The sequence below is a fragment of the Sphaerospermopsis kisseleviana CS-549 genome, from assembly GCF_028329225.1.
In the GTDB taxonomy this organism is placed as follows: domain Bacteria; phylum Cyanobacteriota; class Cyanobacteriia; order Cyanobacteriales; family Nostocaceae; genus Sphaerospermopsis; species Sphaerospermopsis kisseleviana.
This window is the reverse complement of record NZ_JAQMTI010000232.1, coordinates 1-9,477: the sequence shown is the minus strand read 5'-3', so window position 1 is coordinate 9,477 and position 9,477 is coordinate 1. Positions and strand designations below refer to the sequence as shown.

Below are 9,477 nucleotides of genomic sequence, written 5' to 3'. Positions count from 1 at the left end.
GCCCAATGCCCAGTCCCCAGTCCCCAGTCCCCAGTCACCTATAGCGTGCCAAAACCTTTTTTCTTTTTCTCTTTCTTTTTCTTTTTCGCTGCTGGTGCGCCGCCGGGATAACCGCGCCAACCGGGTGCAGGACGGTTTCCTGCGGCTAGGGGGTTGCCCATACCGCCGCCAAACATTCCTGGCATTCCGGGGAAGTTGCCTTGTCCCATTTGCTGCATGAGCGATCGCATTTTTTGGAAATCTGCTACCAACTTACTCACGTCTGATTCTTTATAACCAGAACCAGAAGCAATGCGTCGCCGCCGACTGGGAGAACTGGCCAATAGTTCTGGATCTTTTCTTTCCTGCTTAGTCATGGAATTAATCATGGCTTCACAGCGTTTTAGCTGGGTTTCCCCTTGCTTCAACTGGTCATCAGAAAGTTTACCCATACCGGGAATCAACTTCATGATGCCACCTAATGAACCCATATTTTTCATTAGGCGTAGCTGTTTTAAGAAGTCTGTAAAATCAAACTTCGCTGACAGCATTTTCTCCTGCATTTTCTCAGCGTCGGCGATGTCGATTTCTTCCTGGGCTTTTTCAACCAAGGTAAGAACATCACCCATGCCCAAAATACGGGAGGCCATGCGGTCTGGATAAAAAGGTTGCAGCGCCTCGACTTTTTCACCCACACCGACAAACTTAATCGGCGCACCGGAAATTTGCCGCACTGACAAAGCCGCACCACCACGGCTATCACCGTCCATTTTGGTGAGAATAGCCCCAGTTATACCGATTTGTTGATGGAAAGTACGGGTCAGATTTGCTGCTTCTTGCCCTGTCATTGCATCCACAACTAACAGAGTTTCATCTGGTTCAATCGTTGACTTGATGCGGGCTAATTCCGCCATCATGTCTTGGTCAATTTGTAAGCGTCCAGCGGTATCAACAATCACTGTATTAATACCTTCTGCCTTAGCACGTTCTACCCCTTGACGGGCGATTTCTACGGGGTCAGCATCACTGCCCATCTCAAACACAGGTACGTTAATTTGCTTACCCAGTGTAATTAACTGATCAATAGCTGCGGGACGATATACGTCTGTGGCGACTAACAAACAACTACGATCTAATTTTCTTAAATGTAGAGCTAATTTAGCAGTAGCGGTGGTTTTACCAGTACCTTGTAAACCTGCCATCAAGACAACGGTAGTTTTATCCTTAACTTCTGCCAGGGGAACATTTTCTTCCCCCATCACCTGTACCAGTTCATCATAAACAATTTTGATAAACTGCTGGTCAGGACGTACACCAGCTATGACCTCAGATCCCTGGGCTTTGGTTTCGACTTCAGCTATAAAATCTTTAACTACCTGGAGGTTAACATCTGCTTCCAACAAAGCCCGACGCACTTCGCGCAATGCGTCTTGAATGTTGGATTGAGAGATTTTATCTTGTCCCCGCAGTTTTTTCCAGGCGGCTTCTAAACGGTCAGATAGTGCATCAAACATAATGTAATTACAATGTACGTGAGTCAGTGAGAAAGTTTAAACCAAGTTTAAACCGCTGGTTTTGCGCTCCAGTCCAGGCAGAATTTTAGGTAAAGTTTTAACCTGTTATAATACCAGCTTAGTCGTTTTTCACCCAACTGTCGCCACTGGATTATAAGAAAAAAGGCTCTACCTCTTTCCTTTGTGTCCTTTGCGTACTTTGCGGTTCGTTCTTCCAGGATGAATGTGTTTGTTTGAATAATCAAGAAAGCAAAATAGGCGTTAAAATCGATCTAGCCTTTGTATTTTCGTGGTTTTGTTCCAAATAAATCAGAGTGCGGTTCACTGCATAAATCCTCACTGTCAACGTCCTTATCCCCAACCTTGGGGCAACAAATTTTGTAACAGCTGTGGCAGTCCGTTACAGTTAGTAGACCGTTATTACCCACTGAAACCTTTAGGTTCAGGCGGTTTTGCCCAAATTTATACGGTTTGGGATGTCAAAACTCAAACTGAAAAGGTACTGAAAGTCTTGGTGGAAAATTCTCCCAAGGCTTTGGAGTTATTTATCCTAGAAGCGGAAGTTTTAAGTAATTTCCGCAATTCTGGTGTGCCTCAAGTTGACGCTGATGGGTATTTTCAAATCAGTGTGACTCATCCTAAACCACACCAGTTAGCTTGTCTGGTGATGGAAAAGATTGATGGTTATACTTTGGAGGAAGTGCGTAAAAATTTTCCTCAAGGATGTCCAGAGGATTTGGTGTTAAATTTGCTTTCCCAAGCTGTAAAAATTTTACAGGAATTACATCACCGGAAAATTATTCATCGGGATATTAAACCTTCTAATTTAATGTTGCGTAGTCCTGCACCTAATACACTTTTACAAGCAGAACAATTGGTGTTAATTGATTTTGGTGGGGCTAAACAATTTAGTGGGGGAATATTGCGATCGCCTTCTCCTTCTACTCGTTTATTTTCTTCTGGTTACAGTCCACCAGAACAAATTACAGGAGGTAATGTTGGTCCTGCGGCTGATTTTTATGCTTTGGGACGAACAATGATTGAATTACTTACAGGTAAATATCCACAAGAATTGGAAGATCCGATTACTGGGGAATTAAACTGGCGTAAGTGGTGTAATGTTAATATTCAACTAGCAGATTTATTAGATGAAATGATACAGGCGGATGTGCGATCGCGTCCAGCCCATGCAGCTATTATTCAAAAACGTTTATTAGCAATTAATTCTGTAAAATCCAAAAAATTACAAAAATCACAACTAGGCTTTTTTACCCAAATTAAAAATACTATCGTCCAAACTATCACAGAAATTACCCAAGCTGTAGGTAATACAACTTTATTTACAGTGCAAGCAATTTTCAACTTTTTGAAAGCTTGTTTAGCGACAATTTGGGCGATAATTTTAAGTTTTATTGGTGCGAGTGTGGGAACTATTGGTGGTTTTTTACTGGCTTATCAAACTAAATCAGGTGCTTTTGTGGCAGAATTTATATCACGCCAATTACCCCAATTCATCCCCAATTTTACACCTACTAATCCCAAGGAAATTATCATTTATGCTGTTGCTGGTTTAGGTACTGCTTGGGGAATTACTTTATCTGGAAGTTTTGGACAAAAACGACGTTTTTTAGTATCAGCTATGATGGGTGTAATAGGCTATAGTTCAGGTTGGATAACTTGGCAATTTATTAAACCACAGAATAGCCCTGAAGGATTAATTGCCTGGATGTTAATCTCAATTTCTTTACTCACTTTGGGTTTAGGTCTGCGTACCCATTACCTAGCTTACGCTTTTATAGCTGCTTTTGGTAGTGCTAATATTGTCGCAGGTTTAATTCATTTAGGGATCAAAATTTCATTGTTCCATTTTTCCTATCCACCAAATTGGGTAGAGTTATTACAGCATATAGCTTTTTTTGGTTCTATTGGTGTTTTAATTAGTCTTTGTTTAGGGTTAAGTTATTATATTATTGTTCCTTGTTTGCGTTGGTTAGGATGGAGATAATTGATAATTGATAATTGATAATTGATAATTGATAATTGGTGATTGGTGATTGGTGATTGGTGATTGATAAAATGTTTTATAAATTAATTAGGACTTACGCATTGACAGGAACAACCAAATATGAGGTATGGCTTTCGGGCATTTTAACATGATTTTTTGATTATTTTTGAGCGATAGCGAAGCGCTGCTGCAAGCAGTTCGCCGATAGCGTAGCGTGGCGTTAGCCATAAACTTTTCCAACATCCTCTTAGTGAGGTACAAACGGAAATCATAAAACCCTTGTGGATCAGGCATCTTGCCTGTTAGCTTTGTAGATCATAACTTAGGAAACATCTGTAAATATACATTTTTATATATTTAAATGTGATTAGGTAATACAAATATTAACTCAAGCCCCTTAAAACAAGATCCCCCTAGCGGCTTTTTTGTCCAAACTAGGGGGATCACATATTGCGTAGACTATAAATCTTTCGGTATAGGCAATTAAGTTAAATATATCCAATATATTTCATTTTGCCTACCCCTAGAACGATGATTTAACAAAATTTTATATTATTTTTACAATTACCTAAGCCTTGAGAAGTATTTGCTAATTTTGTATATGCTAATACAAAAGTTTGCGACTTTATCAGGCATATCAGCACAAAAAGGACAAGCGATCGCAGTCAAATATTAACATCTGTGGTACAAAAATATTATCAATTTTTGTCTGCATCTGTGATGCAAAATGTGAAGGTGTGTGATATACTAGTTGTGAGTTCAAAAAGCGTAGATCCTTGAAAAGCGGTGAAAGTCCTGATCTGAGAGTGCGGAGAGTTAGAATTAACCTAACCATAGTTCCTGTGTGCCAGGAAATCCTATAAATTAGACGAAATAAAACATTTTCAAGAGTAGCTAATCAAATCAGAACTGAAAAAAGGTAAAAGTAGTTCGGAACTCTATCTGATGATAGAAACCGAATATTGTGGCTTGTAGTTAGCCATCTAAGGTGTATAACATTACCAAGCTAGAAATATTTGACTATATTTTTAGTAACTATGTTATAATTACAAAAGTATATGTAAGGGCGCGTGGCTCAGTGGATAGAGCAACAGATTCCGGTTCTGTGGGTCGGGGGTTCAAATCCCTCCGCGCTCGTTTTTTCGTTTGCCAGATTATTTGTCCGCGTTGACAAATTAATGTCCCCATTGACCCTGAAACGAGACGCAAACCCCTGGCTTTTAGACATGGGGATAAGTCGATAGCGACTTTAGTCGCATTAAAGCGATTGATTGGCTTTAGCCACATTCAAAATTGTATAGAATAATTCATCCAATCTTTATTAAAAATTGGCACAATTTTAATTTTCATCATCCTCAATCCCTTAATTTATCCAGGTTTTACATTTATTCAGCATCCCCTAGCTATGATTCGTTTAATGTTGAAGCAATTGGCGTAATCAAAATCACTTTCTCAAAACTTTTCAGACATCCTCTTATGCCGATGAAGAACAACTAATTTAATTATTAAGATCATAGCTAACAGAATTTATATCATTTCTAGTGTAACCTTACTCAAAACAATTATACTTCATTCTCGTAGGCTTAACAGTTATTTATCAATAGGATTTATGAAAAACGATCAACCAGAAGAATTAAATTCTGATCAGGAAATTTCCCGTTTAATAGATGAGGTCATGTCATCTTCAACATCATCGCTGAATGATGAACAGTACCGCAAAAAAATGCAGCGTCGTAAGGAAATACAAGATCAACGTATAGCTAACGCCATCCCAGAAAAAGGTTTAATTATTATTAATACGGGTAATGGCAAGGGTAAGACGACTGCGGCTTTAGGTATGGTAATGCGATCGCTTGGTCATGGATATAAGGTAGCGATCGTCCAATTTATTAAAGGTGCTTGGGAACCTTCAGAAAAGCGGGTTTTTAGTCATTGGACAGACCAACTAGAGTTTCACGCAATGGGTGAAGGGTTTACTTGGGAAACCCAGGACCGTGATAGAGACTTGGAGAAAGCTAACGCTGCTTGGGAAAAATCTTTAGAATTTATCCGCAACCCAGAGTTTAAACTTGTACTCTTGGATGAAATTAATATTGCTCTCAAACTTGGTTATTTACAAGTTGAACAAATCTTAGCAGGTTTAGCCGAAAAACCAGCAGATAAACACATAATTCTGACAGGGAGAGGCGCACCACCGGCTTTAATTGAAAAAGCGGATCTAGTTACAGAAATGACTTTAATTAAGCATCCTTTTAAAGATCAAGGAATTAAAGCGCAAGCGGGAATTGAGTATTAAACGCAAGGAGTCAGGAGTCAGGAGTCAGGAGTCAGGAGTCAGAATATTTGATATATTTGATCAATTGGTAGATGTTCAAATATTGATTTTGGGCTTAACTGTTAACAAGCTGACCGCTGACTGCTAATAGCTAAATGCTTACCTGAAATGTTGACTACAAGCTTGTAAAATTTTTCTATCATTAGCACTGACAGAATTTAACTGATGATAGTCTTGCAGTTCTATAGAATAGGCATAGGTAGCAGTATCTTCATCAGTAAAGTTGGGTATTTTGCTAGTAGTTGAAACTTGAGTAACACCAACTTCACCAGGAGAGCTAGTTACCGTCATTGCTAACTCACCAGATTGAGCAATTGTACCCTGAAAACAGCTAAACTCAGAACTGGGCATATACAAAGCACCAATTACCTTTCCTTGCTGTTTTTGAAACACAATATAACCTTGTCCTAACTGGTTTGGTGTTGAGGACTGTCCATAAAGATAAATTCCATCTTTTTCAGGAAAATTAACAGGTGATTTTCCTCCTCTTTGTCTTGTATTTGTGGGTATATTGTGTAACGTTCTATTTAAAGCTTCAGATTCTACATTAGATTCTACATTTTGTGGTTCAACAGTATTTAACTGAAGTTGACTTCTTTGATCTCTAATATCTCGCAGTTTTGACAAAAGAGAGTTTTCATTGTTACTCTGAATTTGATTTGTATAACCTGGTAAATTCGCTGCTGTGGCTGTAGATTTCAGGTTAATTTTTGTCCGTTCACTAATTACACTTAAACCTATAATGCCAAAACCAATCAGTAAGCCAATAGCGGGAAGTTTGAATTTACCTTGGGGTATGAACTGAAAATTTTTGTTAAGCACCTGACATCTCCTGTAACTAAAATAACTACTGTTATCTACTTACCTAAATAATAACCAAACACCAATACTTAAAGATTCCTGCAAAAGTTTTATCTATATTATCTGGAATAAAAAACCATCAAAAAATGAAGTTTTTATAGATTTTGGTTGATCATCTCAAAATATCATTGTTGAAAAGTGTAATGCTTCGCACTAGAGAGTCATTCTTGTGGGGGATGACAAAAATCTTTTTACCAACTTTGATTTAATATTTAGGGTTTGCTGAAAAAGTTATCTGTGAAGGACCAGTAGTATGGCTAACGCCACGCTTACTTCGACAGGCTCAGTACAAGTCGCTATCAAGGAGTCAGGAGTTCAAGGAGTCAGGAGTTCAAGGAGTCAGGAGTTCAAGGAGTCAGGAGTTCAAGGAGTATGGCTACGCCACGCTTACTTCGACAGGCTCAGTACAAGTCGCTCAGTACAAGTCGCTCAGTACAAGTCAAAATAGCTAAAACCGTTTACCTGTAAAGTTTTCGGATTTATATGGCTAACGCCACGCTACGCTATCAGCAAACCCTATTTAATTGAGATATCTTAAGTTTGGCATTTGTATTGTCAATTCCTCAATGGGTGAAAACAGGTAAAGTATTGATCCTGATCACTTGATTTTCTCTTAAAGTGTGATATAAACCATTGATTGACACCTTGGTGATCAGAATCCCATGATTCACTACAACAGCAACCCTAGGGATTTCGGATCAGAGTAAAAAAAATTCAGTCAGGGAACTGCAAAAAATAAATTATTTGCCAGTCCCTTGTGCCTGCTCTATGCAAAAAATTAATTTTTCCGCTAAAATTTGTACACCTGGTTCTCCAATCATACTCAGATGTGTACCAGGAACTTCGTGAATCTCCACTCCTTGTTGAGCCATTTCACGCCAACCTCTACATGGTTGAGACCGACACCATCTCAAAACTTCTTTGGTGGTAAATAATAGCAGATAATTTGGAAGTTTATATATAAAAATAATCAAAAATGTTCAAGACTGGATGAAGAAAATATAAAGTTCAAATATTAGTCCTATATTTGATGATTGAACAAAACTCCGTACACCTAAATATTCTAAAACTCTTTTGCCTCTTCTATGAGTACCTCTTGCCTGCCTACACAAGTATGTTCAGGAATCAAACCGGATTCCTATACCTTTTACGCAAAGATAACTAAAAAAATTGCCCCCTGAAATCAGGAGGCAACCCGCCAAAAGTCATATTTTCTCACAAGCAGGTGCTTGTCTACGCTTTTAGCTGGCAACGTATTCTTTAACATTGGCGCGACGACGGCGTAAATGTGCAAGTGCTTGATGTTCTAGTTGACGGACTCGCTCACGGCTAAGTTTCAACCGTTCACCAACTTTCGCCAAGGACATTTCATTACCATCTTCTAAACCAAACCGTAAAGCTAAAACTTCCCGTTGTTGGGGTGTGAGTTCTGCCAACAGGTTATTTAAGTCTTGGCGCAAAAATTCCTGATTGGTGTAATATTCTGGAGATGGACTTTCATCTTCCAACATTTCTTGCAGTTCGGTGTCTTGGTTATCACCAACCCGCACATCTAAAGAAACTGGTTGACGTGCCATATTCAGATACTCACGAATCTGAGCAGGTTCTAATTCCAGTTCTTTGGCGATTTCTGTTGGTGTTGGGGACCTGCCCAACTTTTGTGCCAACTCCCGTTGCACCTTTTTAATTTTGTTCAGCTTTTCGGTAATATGGATAGGTAAGCGGATAGTGCGACCTTGTTGAGCGATCGCTCGTGTAATCGCTTGCCGAATCCACCAGTAAGCATAAGTCGAGAATTTATAACCCCGCATGGGATCAAATTTCTCTACCCCCCGTTCTAAACCTAATGTTCCTTCCTGGATTAAATCCAGAAATTCCATATTTCGCTTCTGGTATTTTTTGGCAATAGCCACAACCAAGCGCAAATTCGCTTCAATCATTTTTTGCTTGGCTCGCTTACCTAACGCCACCGTATGTTTAACTTCATTTTCTGATTGGTTAACATGGGCAGCCCATTCTGCTAAACTAGGTTCATGGTCTAGTTTTTTCGCTAAAGCTTCTTTAGCTTCCAGAAGCGTCATCATTTGCTGCACCTGCTTCCCATAAACAATCTCTTGCTCACGGGTTAGCAGTGGCACACGTCCAATTTCCCGCAGATAGGTTCGCACCATATCAGCCGTAAATTTGGCATTCAGGTTTTCATTTTCGTTGTTAACAGTAGGCATTGGTGCGTTGTCCTCTACTCCCTATACAAAATCAATCTTTTCTCAACTAGGGTGAATTAATAAGGGTGGCATACACATCCATAGACATCATCAAAGCTACTATAAGCAATCTATTTATTTATATAGCCGTTGTCACGACGGTGCTACCCTGGCATGGGTTCCCCCAACCCTCCTTTAATTTTGGAATATCTTAGAAGCACACTGGTTGGTTTTCAAGAATTCTTCCTTTCTTTTGCGGATGACAGCATTTGTCAAACACGAAGTCAGTATGAGTTTTACTTTTCTTATGGTACGGTAAATTTGGCAGATAGTAAAGAGCAGCAGCTAAATCTTTCCATTATATAGTAAAATGGACTGGCTGCTAAATTTTATTTTCAACTTCCTTAAAACCCTAACTATAGCAGGAGTCAGGAGTCGTCAGGACTAAGCATTCGGGCGATAAATTATCAATTTTCTGAACAGGCTATTTTCCTCTAAGGGCGAAGCATTCGGGCGATAAATTATCAATTTTCTGAACAGGCTATTTTCCTCTAAGGGCGAAGCATTCGGGCGATAAAT

The 9,477-nt window shown here is 39.2% G+C and carries 7 protein-coding genes and 1 tRNA gene; 4 read left to right on the top strand and 4 right to left on the bottom strand.

What is annotated here, in order from left to right:
* Positions 1 to 38: 38 nt before the first annotated feature.
* A complete protein-coding gene (gene ffh / locus PN497_RS18040; protein ID WP_096566148.1) occupies positions 39 to 1,493 on the bottom strand; it encodes a signal recognition particle protein in 1,455 nt (484 codons plus the stop codon).
* 289 nt (positions 1,494 to 1,782) lie between these two features.
* Between ffh and PN497_RS18035 the strand changes: the two genes are divergently transcribed.
* From PN497_RS18035 to cobO, 3 genes are all read left to right on the top strand, one after another.
* Positions 1,783 to 3,498, top strand: a complete 1,716-nt coding sequence (locus tag PN497_RS18035; protein ID WP_096566150.1) for a serine/threonine-protein kinase — start codon at positions 1,783 to 1,785, stop codon at positions 3,496 to 3,498.
* Positions 3,499 to 4,562: 1,064 nt separating this feature from the next.
* A tRNA-Arg gene (locus tag PN497_RS18030) sits at positions 4,563 to 4,635 on the top strand.
* A 472-nt stretch (positions 4,636 to 5,107) separates the two neighbouring features.
* Positions 5,108 to 5,794, top strand: a complete 687-nt coding sequence (gene cobO, locus PN497_RS18025) for a cob(I)yrinic acid a,c-diamide adenosyltransferase (protein WP_096566152.1) — start codon at positions 5,108 to 5,110, stop codon at positions 5,792 to 5,794.
* A 138-nt stretch (positions 5,795 to 5,932) separates the two neighbouring features.
* On the opposite strand, the gene PN497_RS18020 is transcribed toward cobO, so the two are convergent.
* Positions 5,933 to 6,655 (bottom strand): hypothetical protein, encoded by a 723-nt coding sequence (locus PN497_RS18020; protein ID WP_096566154.1) that lies wholly within the window; start codon positions 6,653 to 6,655, stop codon positions 5,933 to 5,935.
* A gap of 292 nt (positions 6,656 to 6,947) precedes the next feature.
* Here PN497_RS18020 and PN497_RS18015 point away from each other — a divergent pair, with 292 nt between their 5' ends.
* The gene (locus PN497_RS18015; RefSeq protein WP_096566156.1) at positions 6,948 to 7,142 is read left to right on the top strand and encodes a hypothetical protein; all 195 of its coding nucleotides are present in this window, start codon (positions 6,948 to 6,950) and stop codon (positions 7,140 to 7,142) included.
* Positions 7,143 to 7,434: 292 nt separating this feature from the next.
* Here the strand turns inward: PN497_RS18015 and PN497_RS18010 are convergent, their stop codons facing one another.
* Both PN497_RS18010 and PN497_RS18005 read right to left on the bottom strand, forming a co-directional pair.
* The gene (locus tag PN497_RS18010; protein WP_096566158.1) at positions 7,435 to 7,668 is read right to left on the bottom strand and encodes a thioesterase domain-containing protein; all 234 of its coding nucleotides are present in this window, start codon (positions 7,666 to 7,668) and stop codon (positions 7,435 to 7,437) included.
* Between the two features lie 267 nt (positions 7,669 to 7,935).
* Positions 7,936 to 8,919 (bottom strand): RNA polymerase sigma factor, RpoD/SigA family, encoded by a 984-nt coding sequence (locus PN497_RS18005; RefSeq protein WP_096566160.1) that lies wholly within the window; start codon positions 8,917 to 8,919, stop codon positions 7,936 to 7,938.
* Positions 8,920 to 9,477 lie beyond the last annotated feature (558 nt).